Source organism: Allobosea caraganae (genome assembly GCF_003351345.1).
GTDB lineage: Bacteria > Pseudomonadota > Alphaproteobacteria > Rhizobiales > Beijerinckiaceae > Allobosea > Allobosea caraganae.
This window is the reverse complement of the sequence record NZ_QQTO01000022.1, coordinates 479494-496490: the sequence shown is the minus strand read 5'-3', so window position 1 is coordinate 496490 and position 16997 is coordinate 479494. Positions and strand designations below refer to the sequence as shown.

Sequence of the window (16997 nt, the reverse complement as noted above, 5' to 3'; positions counted from 1 at the left end):
TCGCAGGCTTCTAGGAGCCGCCGGGCTCTTTGAGGGCCGGGGCAGCTATCGGGGCCAGCAGGCCGGCGAGGGCGACGCCCAGCAGGACGGTGAGGCCGAAGCTCGCCACGACGGGCGTGCTGGAGAAGCCGAGGACGCCGAAGGACAGGATCGTCGCCAGCGCCGCCAGCCACACGGCCAGCAGCGTGATCGGCCGGCTCTCCGCTTTGCCCTCGGCGCAGAAGACCGAATAATCCATGGTGAAGGAGAGCAGCAGCACCATGGCCATGGCGTTGAAGAAGGTGAAGGCATAGCCGAGCAATCCCAGCGCGCAGGGCACGACCAGCAGCGCGACGAAGGACGGCGCCAGCGCCCGCGCGGCGCCGCTTGAGCCGTAGCGCCACGCCGCGAGCAGCGAGATCACCCCGAGCGAGCAGGCGAGGAGCACCAGCGCGCGAAAGCGGTAGAGGCCGAGCAGGGCGCTGAGATCGGCGGTCGGATCGACGAACTTGATCCCGGCCATGCCGGCGATCTCCTGCCTGATGCGCTCGGGGCTGGTAACGCCTTGGAGCGTGACGACATGCAGGCCGGGTTCGAGCACGAGCTCGTTGAGGAAGGGGATGGCGCGGCTCTCCAGCGCCGTGGCGAGCGCGAGCTTTTCGTCCGGCGCCGGGTTGAGGTCGCCGGCTTGCAGGCCGATCGCCTCCAGCAGCTCCGCGCGGAATGGTTCAATGAGTTTTTCGCGCTGGAGCCGCTGGTTCTCCGCCTGCCGCGCCAGCGATGGCACATAGGCAGCCGGCGACTGCGCTGTCTTGATCAGGCCGGATTTTTGCCATTGCCCGAGCATCGGCGCGATCTGCTCTTCGAGTTGCAACGCCCGCTCGTCGCTGGCCGCTTCGACCAGCAGATACTGTGTGGTCAGATTCAGGCCGGTGACGGCAGTAATGGCGCTTTGATCGGCTATGAGCGACGCGTCGAGCGGCTGCAGTTTCCTGAGGTCGTCATCGAAGCTGATGCGCCCGAGGCCGGCTGCCACGATCACGACGAGGACGCCGCAGAAGCCGAGCCGCAGCACGCGCCACCGCCTGTCGGTCCAGAGCCGTGAAAGCCCGGTGATGAAGCGCAGGGTTTGCGCCGCATGGGCCGGCCGCTTGCGCCTGTCGGCCAAAGGCAGCCACAGCACGGTCGTGATATAGGCGCTGACCAGCCCGACGGCGGAGAAGATGGCGATCTGGCGCAGGCCCGGGAAGGGCGCGATCGCCAGCGCGCCATAGCCGAGAACGGCGATCAGCAGCGCCATGGACAGGCCGGGCAGGATCTCCTTTAGCCGTTGCTCAGGCGTCTTGTCCTCGGCCGCAAAGATCGTCGCCGTATAATAGAAGCCGTAATCGGCAGCGACGCCGATGAGGCTGATGCCGAACAGCAGCACGGCGACATGGACCTGCGCAAAAACCAAAAGGCAGGCGCTCAGGCCGCAGACCACGCCGGCGGCGATCACCAGCAGGTTCAGGAACAGGGGCCGCAACCCGCGAAACGCGACGAGGATGAGCAGGATGGTCCCGGCGAGCGAAAAGCCCGCTAGCCAGGAGGATTCGTCGATGGCCTTATGCGCGCCGGCCTCCGCGAAGAACACCGCGCCGAGGCGGCGGATAGAGGGAGGGTCCAGCCTGTCCAGCGCGGCCTCGTAGCGATTGAAGGTCGAAACGATGGTCTGCTGGACCGTGAGGTCGAACGGGTCGGCAAGTAAATTAGCCGACAAAAGAATATGCGTGCCATTCTCGTCCCGCAGCGCGAGCATGCCCTCGTCCAGCGCCAGCTTCGTGGCCGGAAAGGGCAGGTTGAGCAGGAACGAGGGCAGGAGCAGGAACGGATCGGCCTTCAGCAGGCGCGCATCGGCGATCGCGCCGGGGCCGACGATCTGCGCCATCGCCCGCTCCGCGAGGTCCTGGCCCTGATCGGCCAGCAGTGCGTCGCGGTCGCCCGGCGAGAGCAGGCCGGCGCGATGGGCGAAATAGAGCGTGCCGAGCTTCCTGAACTGGTCGGGGCTGAAATCATCGCCGATCGGCCTGACGAGCTTCGTCTCTTCGAGCGCCTTTGCCAGTTCGGCGGCGCGGGCCCGCGCCTGCGCGCGGTCCTTATGGCTGATCAGGACGATAAATCGCTTCGCCAATGACCGGGAGATCAGGTCATTGGCCTTCTGCCGCGCCGGGTCCTGCTGCTCCAGGGGCAGCAAGGCGGTGAGGTCCGTGCGCAGCGGATTCGCTTGGCGGAAGCTGAAAACAAGAAAAATGCCCGCGGCGACCACCGCGAGCAGCCAAAGCAGGCTGGCTTGGGAGCGCGTCAGCGCTGCGCCCTCACCAGGAATTCCTCTTCCTCCGGCGTCAGCCGGCCGGCTTCCAGCTTCTGGTTGGAGAAGGTCAGCACGTCGCGGTCGTCATTGGTCTTCACCACCTCGACCTCGTCGAGAAGTTTTTGGCCACGCGCCTTGATCGCCTTGATCGGCAGGTTGGGATCATCCGCCCTGAGGCTCTCGAGGTGAATGGTCCAGGCCTGGCCATTCTGTTGGCGGGTCAAGGTGAAGGCGCCTTGCATGGCGTCCCAATTTCCGGTCAGCGCCGCGCCGAACATCGTATAGAGCTTCGCCATGACCGGGAGCTTGCTGGCGCTGAGGCGCAGCGTCTCCTTGCCCTTCACGTCCTGGACCAGGCCGGCCTCGGTCATCACCGTCACCGTCGCGAACGGCCTTTTCGTGGTCCAGATCAAGCCCTTGCCCGCGACCAGCGTGAACACGCCGGAGCTTCTGACGGGATTGTCGAGGCCGCTGAGATAGCGCTTCTGCTCGAACTGCCCGCGCAGGATCTGGCCCTCCTGCAAGGTCGTGCTCTGCGCCTGCGACGGCAGGGCCTGGAGCAGCAGCGCGAGGAAGGACAGGGTGAGTGCGCAGGCGATCGGCCTCAGCGCGTCACCGCAGAACTGCAGGCCCGAAGCCCGAGGCCCGGTCGAGCTATGCCCCATCACGAAGCGCCTCCACTTTCCTGATGAACTCCGGCGGGCAATCGAGCCGCAGCTCGCCGGTCCCAGCATCGACGCAAAGCTGGATCGTCTGCGCCTTCGTCAGCAACTCGCCGCTTGGATCGTCGTTGATGCGGTAGGCGATCTTGATGCGGTTCTCGTATTCGAGCAGCGTCGCGCGGATCGTGAGCTTCTGGGCCAGGCGCGCCGGCTTGACGTATTTGATCTGCATGTCGACGATCGGCCAGACATAGCCTGAGGCCGCCATCTGCGGATAATTATAGTCGAGCCGGTCGAGCAGCGCGCCGCGGGCCAGTTCCAGGAAGCGCGGATAATTGCCGTGCCAGACGATCTGCATCGGATCGAGATCGTAGAACTGGACCTCGGCTTTGGCCTCGGCAAAAATACCCATCTCAGCGGCTCTCCCCGTGCTTCAGCCTGATCGAGCCGGATGACAGCACGTCGCCCTGATCGGCATAGTCGAAGCGTAAGGCGCCATTCTTGTTGGTCAGCGTCAAAGTGACGGGTCTGCCGGGCAGGAAGACCCGGCGATACTTCACCTGGAACTGGGTTCCCGCCTCCAGCACGAGCTGCAAATGGCGGGCGGCCAGTTCGATCGCCCAATTGATCTGCACGACGCCGGGCACGATCGGCGCCTCGGGAAAATGGCCGGCGAGATAGGCAAGGTCGGGGGGCGCGGAGAGATCGATCTGCACGCCGTCTGCGGTCGGGCGCACCATCGATATGTCGGGCTCGGTTCTGCCGGACAACTGCGTCGTAGGGGCATTACTCATCAAACAATGTTTCGACGTCGCGCTGGCTGATCTTGCCTAGGGCGCCGCGTGGCAATTGCTCAACGAAGCGCCAATGCCGAGGCAAGCTGGCAGCTTCGAGATGAATTGCCAGAGCGGCGCGTATCCTGCGGTTAAACCGGAAAGCGCCTTCATTGGCAAGAAACCCCGCCCCCGCCCCGCTCGGCACGACGCAGGCGGCAAGGCGCGCCGGATGGCCGCGCACGATGACGATGGCGTCCTCGACATCGGCCAGTTCGCGCAGCCGCGCCTCGACCTCGTCGAGGCTCACCCGCTTGGCCTCGATCTTGACGACGCGGTCGCGCCGCCCGAGCAGGTCGAAGCCTGCATCGTCGCGCCTACGGACATGGTCGGCGAGCACCGCCTGCCCACCCGGGATATGCGGGGCGGTCGCGCTGGCATGGCCCGACGGGTCCTGCGACAGTTGCACGCCGGGCAGGGGCCGCCACGGCTCCCCGGAGCGATCATGCAGGCGGCTGGCGAGCGCGCCGGTCTCCGTCGAGCCGTAGATCTCCGTCACCGCGCAGCCGAAGAGCTCCTGCGCCCGCTGCGCTGCCTCCCCATCGAGCGGCGCGCCGGCGCTGAGGACGCAGGCCGGCCGCCTTGCCGATGGCAGCGGCGCGAAGCCGTCGAGCCGGTGCAGATGGGCCGGGCTGGTGACGAAGACAGCGCCGATATCGAGCTCGGCCAAAGCCTGTTCCAGGAATTCCGGCGTCTCCTCTGCGAAGGGAATGCCCGAGATCAGCGGCCAGACCAACCGGAAGGCCAGGCCATAGGCATGGTGATGCGGCACCGTCCCGCAGACCGAGCGGAACCCTGCTCGCTGCGCGGCGAACAAGTCGGAGATCGCCTCCGCCTCGGTGACGAGATGGCGCAGCTCCTTGTCGATCCGCTTCGGCCCGCCGGTCGAGCCGGAGGTGAAGAAGCAGATCGGCGCGGTCAGGGCGATCTCGGGCCATGCCGTGCCTCGGGCGTCGTCGCTTCGCTGGAGCCGGTGCTGCACGCCGGAGAAAGCATGCTCTCGATCGCCGACGAGCAGCCCGGCATGGTCGGTCAGCCCCGCCAGGGTCGCAGGCAGGTCGTTGGCGGCAAGGATGGTGCGCTTGCGGCAGGCGGCCAGCGCGAACAGCCCGACGGCAAACCAATAGAGATTGGCCGTGGACAGGATTGCGGCCTCGTCGGGCCTCTGCCCCAACAGCCCGATGTTGTGGTTGAGGTCGGCAATGAACTGCCGCCGCGAGACCAGTTCGCCATCGCTGCGACAGGCAATGGGCCGGTCCAGTTCATCACGCCAACCCATCGGAATGGGCATGAGGCCGCCGGCCGTCATGACGGCATGCGCCTGAGCCGGCGGAACAGCCACTCGCCGCCGAACAGGCTGCCGCTGATGAGGTAGTTGATCAGGCTGGTCCAGAGCAGCCAGAGTTCCAGCTTCCCGCCGAAGGCGAGGGCGGCTGCGATCAGGCCGTTGGCCAGCAGCCAGAGAGTCCATAGCAAGGTGATGCGCGCGCAATAGGCTCTCGCCTCATCCGGCAGATCCGGATGCCGGGCGCGGGCGAAGCGTTCGATCAGGCTCGGCGGATGCAGCAGCGACAGGCCGAAAGCCGAGGCGAAAGCCCAGCTGATCAGGCTGGGATAGGCGAGGCTGGCCAGGGACTGGTCGACGAGGCCCATGACGATGAGCGCTGCGCCGATGATCAGGACGGTCGGGTGGTTGAGGTTGAGCGGTCCCACGGGAGCCAGCAGGTAGCGGGCGGCCAGCAGCGCCAAGGCCACCAGAACGAAGACTGCAGGCGAGACGGTGCCATGGCCCCAGTAGGCCAGCACGGGATAGGCCAGGCCCAGCACGATCAGCAGCGCGCGCATGGCCGGGCCCACGGAGGTCGAGCCTCGGTTCAGGCTTGCGCCTTCATCATCGCGTCGACCCGGTCGGCGACATCGGCGACGGTGCGGGCCGACTTGAAGTCGTCCGGCTTGAACTTCTGGTCGGTGAGGTCCTGCAGCTTCACGATCAGGTCGACGGCGTCGATGGAATCGAGGTCGAGGTCTTCATAGAGCCGCGCGTCCGGCGTGACCTTGTCGGCCGGGACTTCGAAGACGTCGACGAGATACGACTTGATCTGCTGGTAGAGCTCGTCACGCGACATGGTGTTGAGGGTCTTTCTGTTGCGAGCGGACAAACCGAGCTAAGCTGCCAACCGTCCGAAAATGAAGTTTGACGTCGTCCGTTACGGTTTCGATGGTCAGGCCGAACGTCTTGCGCAGGGCGACGCCGAGCTCGAGCGCATCGATGGAATCCAGGCCCAGTCCTTCGACGAAGAGAGGCTCGTCGCTGGCGATATCCTCCGGCTTGAGGTCTTCGAGCTTGAGGCTATCGATGATCAGCCGCTTGATGCGTGTTTCCAGTTCATCCATTCGCCAGCTTGTCCTCGTAGTAGGCTGAGACCATCCTGACCAGCTTTCGGGCGGCCAGAGGTCGTCCATGGTCGTTCAGCATATGCTTTACCGATAACATTTCTCCTACATCGACGCGAAATACCGGCCGGCGCGGAGGAATCGCATACCATTTCTGCCCCTTCAAGAGGGTCGGCGGCGTGCAGGTGATGGTGACGAGCTGGATGTCGAGCCCCAGCATGAGGGCGACGTTGGCGAAGCCGCGCTGCAGCCGCATCGGCTCGCCGGGCGTGGTCCGGGTGCCTTCCGGGAAGACGATGAGGCAGGTCTTGTCGTCGATGCTCTGGCGGCAGGCCTCGATCAATTGCTCCGTCGGCAGGGCGTTGCTGATATAGCCGGCGCCCCGCACCAGGCGGCCGAGATAGGGGCTCTCCCAGAGCGACTGCTTCACGATGCATTGGGCGCGCGGCATCAGCGCCATCAGCATGACGACGTCGAGCAGGGACGGGTGATTGGCGATCACCATCCGGCCCGGCGCGTCGCGCAGTTTGTCCAGGCCCCTGTAGTCGAAGAAGGCCAGCCGCATCAGGCGCATCGAGCCGATATACGACCTGAAGAGCAGGTGGATGATGTACTGGTTGCGCTCCCGCCGCAGCCGCGGGTCGCGCGTCGTCAGGCCGACGATCGGAAAGGCGATGGCCGCGATGGCCGCGCCGCCGCCGAACAGGATGGCGAAGAAGAAGCCGGTCCCGAGGATGCGGTAGATGCGGCCGAGCCGGTCAAGCATGCCGCCAGGTCCAGTCCCAGTGTTCGCCATGCGAAACCGCCTGCGCCTCGCCCGAAAGAAGGAAGCGCAGAAAATCCAAGGCGGCCGAAGGCGACGGGTCTCCGGGGCGGCTGGCGGGCTCCTGCGTCAGGATGATGTCGTCGCCGTCCATGCGCGGCGCCGTCAGGCCGAGCACCATGACGCAGGGCAAGGCGCTTTCAGGGCCGGCGAGCCCGGCGAATTCATGCGGCAGCTTCTCATCGGCGTAGAGCAGCAGGATGGGCGTCTGCGGGCGTTCGGCGATGCATGCGGCGGCCTCGAGCAGGCCGCAGGCGAAGGACTCGGTGCCCGCCGCCAGGGCGATGTGCCCCTGCCGGTTTTGCGCGTGGATCGACAGCAGCCCGGCAAGGCCGTGATGGACGGACATGCTGAATTCGGCCGGCGACAACTCCTCCTCCTGCGCCAGCGCCAGCAGGGTCTGGCGCGCCCGGCTGAACTCGCCATGGCGGGAGGCCTGGACATAGCGCGCCTCCTGCACGATCTCGGTGAAGCCCAGGGCGCCGGCAAGCAGGGTCTGCCCCATCGGGGTCGCGCGCCGGCGCAGGGACAAGGGCAAGGCGACGGGGGGGACGAAGTCGTCCTCGCGGCAGGGACCGGCCCAATCCCGCCATTGCGCGCTCGAAATCCGCTCGGACGTCCATGCGAACCAGTTTCGAACCGCAAATCTCATGAAAATTTCGCTTGGCATCGGAGACGGTTCTCATAGCTTGGCTGCCTTGCGTCGGCCATCCAGTTTCGCGTGTAATGTTCGATATTCCGGCCTTTTCCCTGCCGATATCCCTTCCGGAGCGCGCCAGGCCGCAGGGCCGGATCACCCTTGCTTTGATGGGCGAGGAGGGGGCTTTTGCGCGGGAACGTCTCGGTGGCTGGTCGCACCCGGCGGACAAGGCCTATTCGCCGTCCTCCCAAGCCGCCCGGGCGCTCCTGCGCTACATGCTGAGAGGAGAGGTTGACGCGTCTCGCCAGCGCTCCATCCTGCGCGACCCGACCGGCCGGCCCGTTCTGGAGGCCGGCGCGCGGGAGGTTACGCCGGTCATCTCGATCTCGCATGCGAACGGTTTCGTTGCCGCCGCCTATGGCTTCGTCCCCGGCCTGGGGCTCGACCTCGAATGCAGCGCCAAGGAGCGCGATATCGCGGGCATCGCTGAACTGGCGTTTGGCCCGGCCGAAAGACGACAGGTCGCGCAGGATGGGCCCAAAGCGTTCTACCGGATCTGGACGGGGCGCGAGGCTCTGGCCAAGGCGACCGGCCGCGCCTTCGCACAGCTCACCGATCGCTGCGATTATTTGGCCGGTCCCGTCTCGGGCGGCGTGATGCGTGCGCATGTCGATGAGACGGCCTGGTCCGTCGCGCACGCCAAGCCGTCGGATCAGATGTTCCTGTCCATCGCCTGGCGGGACTGACGTTACCGGTCCATCACCGCATGCGCGGCGTGGAGGCCCGACAGCACGGCGGCCTCGACGCCGGGGCCGGTCGCGGTGCCAGCCCCGGCCAGGAACAGGCCGGGCACGGGCGAGGCGACGGGAGGGCACCATTGACCCCGCGCCGCGCCATAGATGCTGCCGTTCTCGGACTGGATGTAGTGCCGGAATGTCGGCGGCGCCGCGACTTCATAATGCACGATATGGTCTTCCAGGCCGGGGATCACCCGGCCTGCGGCGGCGATCAGCTTTTGCGCGTAGAGCTTTCTGGCGTCCTCGTCCTGGGCCGGGCTGAGCGCGAACCAGGAGTGCGCCTCGGCTTCAGGCAGCAGATGCAGCAGGCTCAGGGCGGCATGGCCGGCCGGTGCCAGGGTGGAATCGATGGCGCTGGGATTGCCGAGTCCGAAGATCAGCCCGTCCTGCTCGACGAAGACGCGCGCCGGCAGGTCCGGTATCGCGTCCAGGCCGAAATTGATCAGGATCGCCGAGGGGCCGCGCTTCAATTGCTTGAGCCTCTGCCGGTAGCGCGGGGGGAGGTCGTAGGGGCCGAGCAGCGCGCCATGGCTGGCGCCGATGTCGGCATTGCTGATGACGGCGGGCGCGTAGGCCGCTTGGCCCGACGCCAGTTCGATGCCCGCGATCCGTCCGTCGCGAAGAATGAACGCGTTGACGCGGCTCTTGAGGCGGATCTCGCCATGATGCCGCTGGATCGAGCGGCAGAGCAGGTCGGGCAGTTTTTGTGCGCCGCCGGCTGGGTAGAAGCCGCCGCCGATATAATAGCCGAACAGCGGCACCATATCGGTGAGGCTCAGACAGGCCGGATCGTCGGTGACGTATTCGGACAGGATCTTGAAGATGCTGATCAGGGTCGGATTGCCGATATGGCGCTCCAGAAGCGCGACATAGGATTGCCCTGCGGCTCGCGCGGCGTGTTCGAAGCGCTGCCCCGATTGCATCTGCGCGGACGCCGTCACGGGGCGGTAATCCGCCGCCGCCATTCCGGCATAGAGCTCATCGTAGACCAGCCTGATCTCGCGCAGGAGCGCGCTGATGCCAGCAGCGTCCTCAGCGAAAGCCGCGCAGAGGACGCGTTCGAGCCCGTCCCAGTTGCGTGGGAGATCGAGCGTCGTGCCATTGACGACATAGCGATGCTGAACCGGCAGCCAGTCCAGCGAGTCCTGCTCGCCGATCTGGCTGAGAAGATGCCGCACCGGCGCCTGCGGGCTCAACCCGCTGATGTCCTGCACGCCCGCATCGAAGACGAAGCGCCGGGCGACGCGGTTCCTGTCGCGCGGCTTGCGGACCCAGGACGTCATGCAGCCGCCGGGGCGGTCGTGACCCTCAGCGACCAGGACCTTGTAGTTGTGCCGCGCCAGCAAGGCCGCGGCGGAAAGCCCGGCCATCCCAGCGCCGACGACGATAACGTCGTAGTGCTGGTCGGAGTGCCCCGACCGCATAGCCGTCCGCTGCTTGTCTGGGGCGCTCATCCCGGCCGTCTATAGGAACGCGGCCCTATTCGTTCAAGCCGGTATGAGCCGCCGCAGACGGAGCCAGCCCGACCGATTCCCGCAGGATCAGGTCCGCGGGGAGGATGCGGTGCGGCGCGCCCGCCTTGGCCTCGGTCAGGTCGATCAGCAGGGCGGCCAGGTGCTCGCCATGCTCGCGCACCGGGCTGTAGGTCGCCGTCAGCGGCGGATTGAACTCCGACGCCCTGATGCCGCGCAGGCCGTCGTCGTGACAGGCGACGGAGACGTCGCGGCCGACCTTGAGCCCACGCTCCGCCACCGCCCGGTAGACCCCGCGCGCCAGGAAGATCGAGCCGCAGACGAAGGCGGTGGGCGCGTCGGGCCCTGCCAGCGCGCGCGTGGCGCAGTCATAGCCGGCGCGCTCGGTCATCGGCGTCTCCAGCATCTGCGCTGGGGCCGGGTCGAGGCCACGCGCGGCCCAGGCCTTGTAGAAGCCCTCGGCGCGAGCCGCGGCGTAGCGGAACTGCAGGAACGAGTTCAGCGCGACGATCCGGCGATGGCCGTAGTCGAGCAGCAGCCCGGTCAGCCGCTCGAAGATCGCCTCGTTGTCGATGTCGACGAAGGAATAGGGGATCGCGACCTCGCTGCGGCCATGCACCACGAAGGGCAGGCCGAGATCGGTGAGCAGCGCGATGCGCGGGTCCTGGACCAGCGGCCTGGTGATGATGACGCCGTCGACCGCCTTCGAGGAGGCGAGCTTGCGCAGGACCGTGCCCTCGTCGCCGGTGAAGGGCGACATCAGCAGGCTGTGGTTGCGCCTGGTGACGACATCGCTGATGCCGGCGAGCACGTCGACGAAATTCGTCTCCTCCAGCTGCAGCCGCTCGATCGGGAAGACGAGGCCGATCGCCTCGGTACGGCCGATCGCCAGCCCGCGCGCCCTTGCGTTCGGCTGGTAGCCGACCTTCTCGGCTGCCGCCATCACGCGGCGGCGCGTCTTGTCGGGGATGCCGGGATGCTCGCGCAGCGCCCGGCTGACTGTCGATTGCGACAGGCCGAGCTGCTCCGCCAGGGCCTTGAGGCCGGCGGGCATTGAGGGCAAGCGCTGGCTATTTTTCGTCATCACTCACTCGCGGCCGCGCAGCTCGCGACGATCGAGGGCCTTTAGCGCATATTCGGCGCCATATCAATTAGCGTTGATATTCAATGCTTTAAATGCACGGAACGGAGGTTCTCTGCCGCGATGTTGACTCGGTATGGCCAACGTCATATTATGCAAGCGCTTGCATAAACAAAGAGCCGAAACAGGCTCATAGTATCCTCGGGAGGATCGACGATGAGGAAGTCCCTGCTGGGATTGCGCCGGGCTGTCTCCAATCTATGCGCGCTTGCGGCCGGGGCCGCCTGCCTCGCCATTGCCGCCGTCTCGCCGGCGCAGGCAGTCGAAATTCAGTACTGGCAATATCTCTTCGACTCGCGCGTCCAGGCGATGACCCTGCTGATCAAGGAGTTCGAGGCCGAGAATCCCGGCATCACCGTCAAGCAGGTGACCTTCCCCTATGCCGATTATCAGACGCGCATCGTCGCCGCGAAGGCCGGCGGCAGGGGCCCCGACGTCGTCCAGCTCTTCTACGGTTGGCTCGACAACTTCATTGCCGGCCGCCTGATCCAGCCGCTCTCGAAGGAGCGCTTCCCGGCTGCGCAGGTCGAGAAGGACTTCTTCCCGATCGTCTCGGCGATGAAGTACCGCGACGAGTATTACGGCCTGCCGACCGCCGTGCGCACCATGGCGATGTTCTACAACAAGGACCTGTTCCAGCAGGCCGGGCTCGACCCGGAGAAGCCGCCGAAGACGCTGAGCGAGTTCACCGCCGCCGCCAAGGCCATCGCCAAGCGCGACGCAGCCGGCAACTACCAGACGGTCGGCGTCGCCATGGACATCTCCCGCCAGGACCACAACTGGTGGCGCGAGATGCTGGTCCGCCAGTTCGGCGGCGAGCCCTATTCGGCCGATGGCTCCAAGGTCACCTATAACAGCGAGGGCGGCCGCAAGGCGCTGGAGTTCTACACCGGCCTGCAGACCCAGCAGAAGGTCAGTCAGGAAGGCTTCATGGACGAGGGCCAGGCCGCCTTCCGCGCCGGTCTCGCCGGCATGGTGATCGACGGCACCTTCCGCATCGCATCGTTCAAGACGATCACAACCTTCAAATGGGGCGTCGCCGAGCTTCCGGCCTCCGATGACGGCATCCGCTCGAATTTCGGCAGCTACTTCGCCAACGCGATCGGCGCCAGCGCGACCGGGGAGAAGCTTGCGGCGGCCGAGAAGTTCCTCGCCTTCATCACCTCCGAGAAGGCGATGAACGTCTGGCTCGACAAGGTCGGCGAACTGCCGGCGCGCCGCACCGTGGCGATGACCGAGAAGAACCTGGCCGACCCGGTCTACGGCCCCTTCATCCGCGGCCTCGACTACTCGCACACGACGCTCTTCGTCGACGAGGCGGCGCAGCGCCAGGTCGCGATCGACATGATCAACGGCGTCCTGCTGAAGAACCAGCCCGCCGCCGAGGCGCTCGCGGCCGCCGTGCCGAAGGAGCAGCGCATCATCGACGCCCGCAAGGTCAAGTGAGATGTCGGTGACGAGCGCGGCGGCCGGCCGCGACGAGGTGCCGGCCCGCCTCTGGGACCGGCTGCGGATCTCGACCAAGCAGGTGATCTGGGCCTGGGGCTTCCTCGCCGTCCCGATCCTGTTCTTTACCGTCGTCAGGTTCTATCCGACCGCGCAGGCCTTCTACCTCTCGGTCACCGATTGGGACCTGCTGCGCGAGGCGAATTTCGTCGGGCTCGAGAACTACCGGACGATGTTCGCCGACCCGCTGTTCTGGCAGGTCTTCCGCAACACCTTCGCCTACTTGCTGGTCGGCACGCCGCTCAGCATCGTCATCTCCTTCGCCATCGCCTACTACCTCGACCGCGTCGTCATCCTGCACGGCTTCATCCGCGCGCTCTACTTCCTGCCCTACCTGACGACGGCGGCGGCGATGGCCTGGGTCTGGCGCTGGTTCTACCAGCCGCCGCCGATCGGCGTGATCAACGACCTGCTCATCTTCCTCGGCCTGCCGACGCAGCCCTTCCTGCGCTCGGTCGACCAGGGGCTCTACGCCATCATGGCGACGGGGATCTGGGCCCATCTCGGCTTCCAGATCATCATCTTCCTCGCCGGCCTGCGCGCGATCCCGACGAGCTACTACGAGGCCGCGCGCGTCGACGGGCTGGGCGAGCTCGCCGTGCTCGGGCGCATCACCTTGCCGCTGCTCAAGCCGACGACCGTCTTCCTCGTCGTGTTCTCGTCGATCGGTTTTCTCAGGATCTTCGACCAGGTCTACAACATGACCAGCAACGACCCCGGCGGGCCGCTGAACTCGACCAAGCCGCTGGTGTTGATGATCTACCAGACCGCGTTCTCGTCCTACCAGATGGGCTATGCGGCAGCGCAGACCGTGGTCCTGTTCACGATCCTGCTGACGATCTCGATGGCGCAGCTCTGGATCCTGAGGAGCCGCTGAGATGAGTTCCGCACCTCAAAGCGCGGCCGCAAAGCCGCTCCGCCCCGGCCGGATCATCGCCTGGACGCTGCTCCTGCTTGGCGGCCTCGTCATGGTCACGCCGCTGCTCTTCATGTTCTCGACCTCGCTGAAAACCGCCGGCCAGGTCTACGACCTGCGCCTGGTGCCGGCGGCACCGACCTTCGACAACTACGTCAAGGTGCTGTCGGACGGGCGCCTCGGGCGCTGGTTCTTCAACTCGCTGCTGATCTCGACCATCGTGACGCTGTCCTGCCTGTTCTTCGACAGCCTCGTCGCCTACGCGCTGGCTAAGTTCCAGTTCCGCGGCCGGCAATTCGTCTTCATCGCCATCCTTTCGACCCTGATGATCCCGACCGAGATGCTGGTGATCCCCTGGTACCTGATGGCGAGCAAGCTCGGCTGGATCGACACCTATTGGGGCATCATGTTCCCCGGCCTGATGACGGCCTTCGGCGTCTTCCTGATGAAGCAGTTCTTCGAGACCGTGCCGAACGACTTCCTCGAAGCCGCCCGCGTCGACGGCCTGAACGAGTTCCAGATCTGGTGGAAGATCGCGCTGCCGCTGGTCACGCCAGCCTTGTCGGCGCTGGCGATCTTCACCTTCCTCGGCAACTGGACGGCGTTCTTCTGGCCGCTGATCGTCACGACCGACCACGACCTCTACACGCTGCCGGTCGGCCTCTCCAGCTTCGCCGTCGAGCAGTCGATCCAGTGGGAGCTGATCATGACGGGCGCCTCGCTCGCTACGATCCCGACCCTGCTGATCTTCCTCTTCTTCCAGCGCTACATCGTCCGCGGCGTCATGCTCGCCGGCGTCAAGGGATAGGTTTCGGCATATGAAGGCATTGCAGGCCAGCGACCGGAGCGTCTTTCCCGATCCGGTCTATCGCGAGACCGTGCTGAAGCCGCTCTTCGACGGCGCCAAGCGCCATCTCGCCTCAGCCCTCAAGGCCGTCGACCGGGCGCATCTGGTCATGCTGGTCGAGACCGGCATCGTCTCGCGCGAGCAGGGCGCGACCATCGCTGGGGCGCTGGAGGCCATCGCCGCCGAGGTCGATCCCCTGACCCTGTCCTATACCGGCGCGGTCGAGGATTACTTCTTCCTGATGGAAGGCGAGCTGAAGCAGCGCGTCGGTGCCGATATCGGCGGCCGGCTGCACACGGCGCGTTCGCGCAACGACATCGACCACACCCTGTTCAAGCTCGTGCTGAAGCAGCATGTCGACCGTCTCCTGCTGAAGTGCCGGACCCTGCTCGGCGCGCTCGTCGACACCGCCGAGCGCGACAAGGCCGTGCTGGTGGTGGCCTATACCCATGGCCAGCCGGCCCAGCCGACGACCTATGGCCACTACCTCGGGGCGGTCATCGAGGTGCTCGTGCGCGACATCGAGCGGCTCGAGGCGGCCCGCGCCATCATCGACCTCTCGCCGATGGGCGCGGCGGCGATCACCACCTCGGGCTTCCCGATCGACCGGGCCCGCGTCGCGCATCTGCTCGGCTTCGCCGGGGCGATGCCGAACTCCTATAGCTGCATCGCCTCGGTCGACTACATCACCTCGATCTTCAGCGCGATCGAGCTTTTGTTCCTGCATCTCGGCCGCCCGATCCAGGATTTCCAGGTCTGGTCGAGCTTCGAGGTCGGGCAGCTCTACATGCCCAACGCCTTCGTGCAGATCTCCTCGATCATGCCGCAGAAGCGCAACCCGGTGCCGATCGAGCATCTCCGCCATCTCTCGGCCCAGACGGTCGGCCGGGCCCGGGCGGTCGTCAACGTCATGCACAACACCCCCTTCACCGACATGGTCGACAGCGAGGGCGACACCCAGGAGATGGGCTACCAGGTCTTCGAGGTCGCCGGGCGCGTCCTCGACCTGCTCGCCGTGACCGTGCCGGCCGGCGCGATCGATTCGGCCCGTGTCGCGGTCAACCTGCGGCGCTCCTGCGCGACGATCACCGAGCTGGCCGACACGCTGGTCAGGGTCGAGGGACTGTCCTTCAGGCTCGCGCACGGCATCGCGGCGCAGGTCGCCCGCACCGTGGTCGCACTCTCCGGCGACCTGCCGAGCGATGGCTATGCGCCCTTCGCCTTGGCCTTCAAGGAGCGCGCCGGGCGTGACTCCTCGATCGGTCCCGACGAGTTCGCGCGCATCGTCTCGCCCGAGCATTTCGTCGCGGTGCGCGAGCGCTTCGGCGGGCCGGGCCCGGCCGCGCTCGACGCCGCGATCCGCGGCTATCGCACGGCGCTCAAGGATTTCGAACAGCGGGCCGAGGACAGGGCTCGGCGCGAGAGCAATGCCGCGGCGGAGCTCGCCGCGCGCTTTGCCGAACTGGTGGGAGGGGCCTGATGGCCAGCATCGAGCTGCAGAAGATCGTCAAGAAATACGGCGCGGCGACCGTCGTCCACGGCATCGACCTGACGATCGCGGACGGCGAGTTCGTCGTCTTCGTCGGCCCCTCCGGCTGCGGCAAGTCGACCACCTTGCGCATGATCGCAGGCCTTGAGGACATCTCGGGCGGGACGCTGCGCATCGGCGGCGACGTCGTCAACCACCGCGAGCCGAAGCATCGCAACATCGCGATGGTCTTCCAGAACTACGCGATCTACCCGCACCTGACCGTGCGCCAGAACATCGGCTTCGGGCTCTACACCTCAAAGCTGCCGAAAGCCGACAAAGACAAGCGCATCCTGGAGACGGCCCACCTGCTCGGGCTCGAGCCTTATCTCGACCGCCGGCCGGCTGCGCTCTCGGGCGGGCAGCGCCAGCGCGTCGCCATCGGCCGCGCCATGGTCCGCAGCCCGCAGGCCTTCCTGTTCGACGAGCCGCTCTCCAACCTCGATGCGCAGCTGCGCGGGCAGATGCGCCTGGAGATCAAGCAGCTCCACCAGCGCCTCGGCACCACCATCGTCTTCGTCACCCATGACCAGGTCGAGGCGATGTCGCTGGCCGACAGGATCGTGGTGATGCGCGACGGCCGCATCCTCCAGGTCGGCGCGCCGATGGAGCTCTACAACCGGCCGGCCGACATCTTCACGGCCCGCTTCATCGGCAGCCCCGAGATGAACATGGTCGATGCGACCGTCCGCGGCGGCGCCCTCGACTTCGGCGCCAACGCCGCGGCCCTGCGCAGCTTCGGGCCGGTCTGGCCGGAAGGGCTCAGCGGCGCGGAAGACGGACGCCCCGTCGTCGTCGGCCTGCGGCCGCAGGAGCTGACCCTCGCCGGCCCGGACGATGAGCGCCACGCGCTCCTGATCGAGGGCACGGTCCGGGTGGCCGAGCCGCACGGCTCCGAGACCTTCGTGCTGATGGACCTGCAGAACGGCGCCATCGTCGCCCGCGCCCCGTCCGAGACGGTCTATCGGCCGGGCGACAAGCTCCGCTTCGGCGCCAGAGAGGAGAACATCCGCATCTTCGACGCCGCGACGGAGAAGCGCCTGCACTAAGGCAATGGCCGGTCGAGGTTGGTGCCTGATGATCATACGGGCGTCGTGGAGATAATTTCG

18 protein-coding genes are annotated in these 16997 nt (G+C 66.5%); 6 read left to right on the top strand and 12 right to left on the bottom strand.

The window, feature by feature from the left end; genetic code table 11:
• Positions 1-10: 10 nt before the first annotated feature.
• The 10 genes from DWF00_RS18730 to DWF00_RS18690 form a co-directional block, all read right to left on the bottom strand.
• The gene (locus DWF00_RS18730; RefSeq protein WP_147283691.1) at positions 11-2212 is read right to left on the bottom strand and encodes an MMPL family transporter; all 2202 of its coding nucleotides are present in this window, start codon (positions 2210-2212) and stop codon (positions 11-13) included.
• A 107-nt stretch (positions 2213-2319) separates the two neighbouring features.
• The gene (locus DWF00_RS18725) at positions 2320-2994 is read right to left on the bottom strand and encodes an outer membrane lipoprotein carrier protein LolA (protein WP_114829273.1); all 675 of its coding nucleotides are present in this window, start codon (positions 2992-2994) and stop codon (positions 2320-2322) included.
• Positions 2984-3403: an acyl-CoA thioesterase gene (locus DWF00_RS18720; RefSeq protein WP_114829272.1), complete on the bottom strand. Its 420-nt coding sequence runs from the start codon at positions 3401-3403 to the stop codon at positions 2984-2986. The genes DWF00_RS18725 and DWF00_RS18720 overlap by 11 nt, the downstream gene beginning before the upstream one ends.
• A 1-nt stretch (position 3404) precedes the next feature.
• Complete coding sequence (locus tag DWF00_RS18715; protein ID WP_114829271.1) at positions 3405-3731, bottom strand: ApeI family dehydratase; 327 nt, start codon at positions 3729-3731, stop codon at positions 3405-3407.
• Between the two features lie 46 nt (positions 3732-3777).
• Positions 3778-5103: an AMP-binding protein gene (locus DWF00_RS18710; RefSeq protein WP_181832631.1), complete on the bottom strand. Its 1326-nt coding sequence runs from the start codon at positions 5101-5103 to the stop codon at positions 3778-3780.
• A 26-nt stretch (positions 5104-5129) separates the two neighbouring features.
• The gene (locus tag DWF00_RS29510; RefSeq protein ID WP_181832630.1) at positions 5130-5669 is read right to left on the bottom strand and encodes a COG4648 family protein; all 540 of its coding nucleotides are present in this window, start codon (positions 5667-5669) and stop codon (positions 5130-5132) included.
• A gap of 29 nt (positions 5670-5698) precedes the next feature.
• Complete coding sequence (locus DWF00_RS18705; protein WP_114829269.1) at positions 5699-5950, bottom strand: acyl carrier protein; 252 nt, start codon at positions 5948-5950, stop codon at positions 5699-5701.
• Positions 5940-6218, bottom strand: coding sequence for a phosphopantetheine-binding protein (locus tag DWF00_RS18700; RefSeq protein WP_114829268.1), 279 nt, complete (start codon positions 6216-6218; stop codon positions 5940-5942). The genes DWF00_RS18705 and DWF00_RS18700 overlap by 11 nt, the downstream gene beginning before the upstream one ends.
• Positions 6211-6984 (bottom strand): lysophospholipid acyltransferase family protein, encoded by a 774-nt coding sequence (locus tag DWF00_RS18695; protein ID WP_181832629.1) that lies wholly within the window; start codon positions 6982-6984, stop codon positions 6211-6213. The genes DWF00_RS18700 and DWF00_RS18695 overlap by 8 nt, the downstream gene beginning before the upstream one ends.
• Positions 6977-7693 (bottom strand): beta-ketoacyl synthase chain length factor, encoded by a 717-nt coding sequence (locus DWF00_RS18690; protein WP_181832628.1) that lies wholly within the window; start codon positions 7691-7693, stop codon positions 6977-6979. The genes DWF00_RS18695 and DWF00_RS18690 overlap by 8 nt, the downstream gene beginning before the upstream one ends.
• 74 nt (positions 7694-7767) lie before the next feature.
• Between DWF00_RS18690 and DWF00_RS18685 the strand changes: the two genes are divergently transcribed.
• The gene (locus DWF00_RS18685) at positions 7768-8427 is read left to right on the top strand and encodes a 4'-phosphopantetheinyl transferase family protein (protein ID WP_114829265.1); all 660 of its coding nucleotides are present in this window, start codon (positions 7768-7770) and stop codon (positions 8425-8427) included.
• 2 nt (positions 8428-8429) lie between these two features.
• Here DWF00_RS18685 and DWF00_RS18680 read toward each other — a convergent pair whose 3' ends face one another.
• Both DWF00_RS18680 and DWF00_RS18675 read right to left on the bottom strand, forming a co-directional pair.
• A complete protein-coding gene (locus DWF00_RS18680) occupies positions 8430-9902 on the bottom strand; it encodes a phytoene desaturase family protein (RefSeq protein WP_181832627.1) in 1473 nt (490 codons plus the stop codon).
• A gap of 55 nt (positions 9903-9957) precedes the next feature.
• Complete coding sequence (locus DWF00_RS18675) at positions 9958-11034, bottom strand: substrate-binding domain-containing protein (protein WP_114829263.1); 1077 nt, start codon at positions 11032-11034, stop codon at positions 9958-9960.
• A gap of 213 nt (positions 11035-11247) precedes the next feature.
• On the opposite strand from DWF00_RS18675, the gene DWF00_RS18670 reads away from it, so the two are divergent.
• Genes DWF00_RS18670 through DWF00_RS18650 form a run of 5 tightly spaced genes read left to right on the top strand, consistent with a single transcriptional unit; the run spans position 11248 to position 16937 of the window.
• Positions 11248-12537 carry an extracellular solute-binding protein gene (locus DWF00_RS18670; protein ID WP_114829262.1) on the top strand — a complete coding sequence of 430 codons (1290 nt, stop codon included), beginning with the start codon at positions 11248-11250 and terminating at the stop codon, positions 12535-12537.
• Between the two features lies 1 nt (position 12538).
• Positions 12539-13474: a carbohydrate ABC transporter permease gene (locus tag DWF00_RS18665; protein WP_114829261.1), complete on the top strand. Its 936-nt coding sequence runs from the start codon at positions 12539-12541 to the stop codon at positions 13472-13474.
• 1 nt (position 13475) lies between these two features.
• The gene (locus tag DWF00_RS18660; RefSeq protein ID WP_114829260.1) at positions 13476-14321 is read left to right on the top strand and encodes a carbohydrate ABC transporter permease; all 846 of its coding nucleotides are present in this window, start codon (positions 13476-13478) and stop codon (positions 14319-14321) included.
• A 10-nt stretch (positions 14322-14331) separates the two neighbouring features.
• Positions 14332-15840 (top strand): argininosuccinate lyase, encoded by a 1509-nt coding sequence (argH, locus tag DWF00_RS18655; protein ID WP_114829259.1) that lies wholly within the window; start codon positions 14332-14334, stop codon positions 15838-15840.
• A complete protein-coding gene (locus tag DWF00_RS18650) occupies positions 15840-16937 on the top strand; it encodes an ABC transporter ATP-binding protein (protein WP_114829258.1) in 1098 nt (365 codons plus the stop codon). The genes argH and DWF00_RS18650 overlap by 1 nt, the downstream gene beginning before the upstream one ends.
• The last annotated feature ends 60 nt before the right edge of the window (positions 16938-16997 follow it).